The 208-nt window shown below is 49.0% G+C and carries 1 protein-coding gene; it reads left to right on the top strand.

Annotated features, from left to right (window positions below):
• The coding region (locus ACL9RM_RS26845) for a condensation domain-containing protein (RefSeq protein WP_414126736.1) at window positions 1–208 on the top strand (208 nt) is incomplete at both ends.

Genomic DNA, 208 nt, shown 5'->3' with positions numbered 1-208 from the left:
GACTGATTTCGGAAGGCGAACTGCAATTGACGATCAGCTACAGCAAGCAGGAATATCGTCGTGAAACGATGGAGCAGTTAGCCGAACAGTTTAGAACCAGCTTGCAGGAAATCATTACGCATTGCACAGGTCGCAAACAGCAGGAGCTGACGCCAAGCGATGTCATGCTGAAACATGTAACCATGGCCGAGCTGGATCAATTGGTAGA

This window comes from Paenibacillus sp. S29 (assembly GCF_049319765.1).
GTDB lineage: Bacteria > Bacillota > Bacilli > Paenibacillales > Paenibacillaceae > Paenibacillus > Paenibacillus polymyxa_B.
Note: the sequence above shows the minus strand (reverse complement) of the source record. Positions and strands in the feature narration are given on the sequence as shown.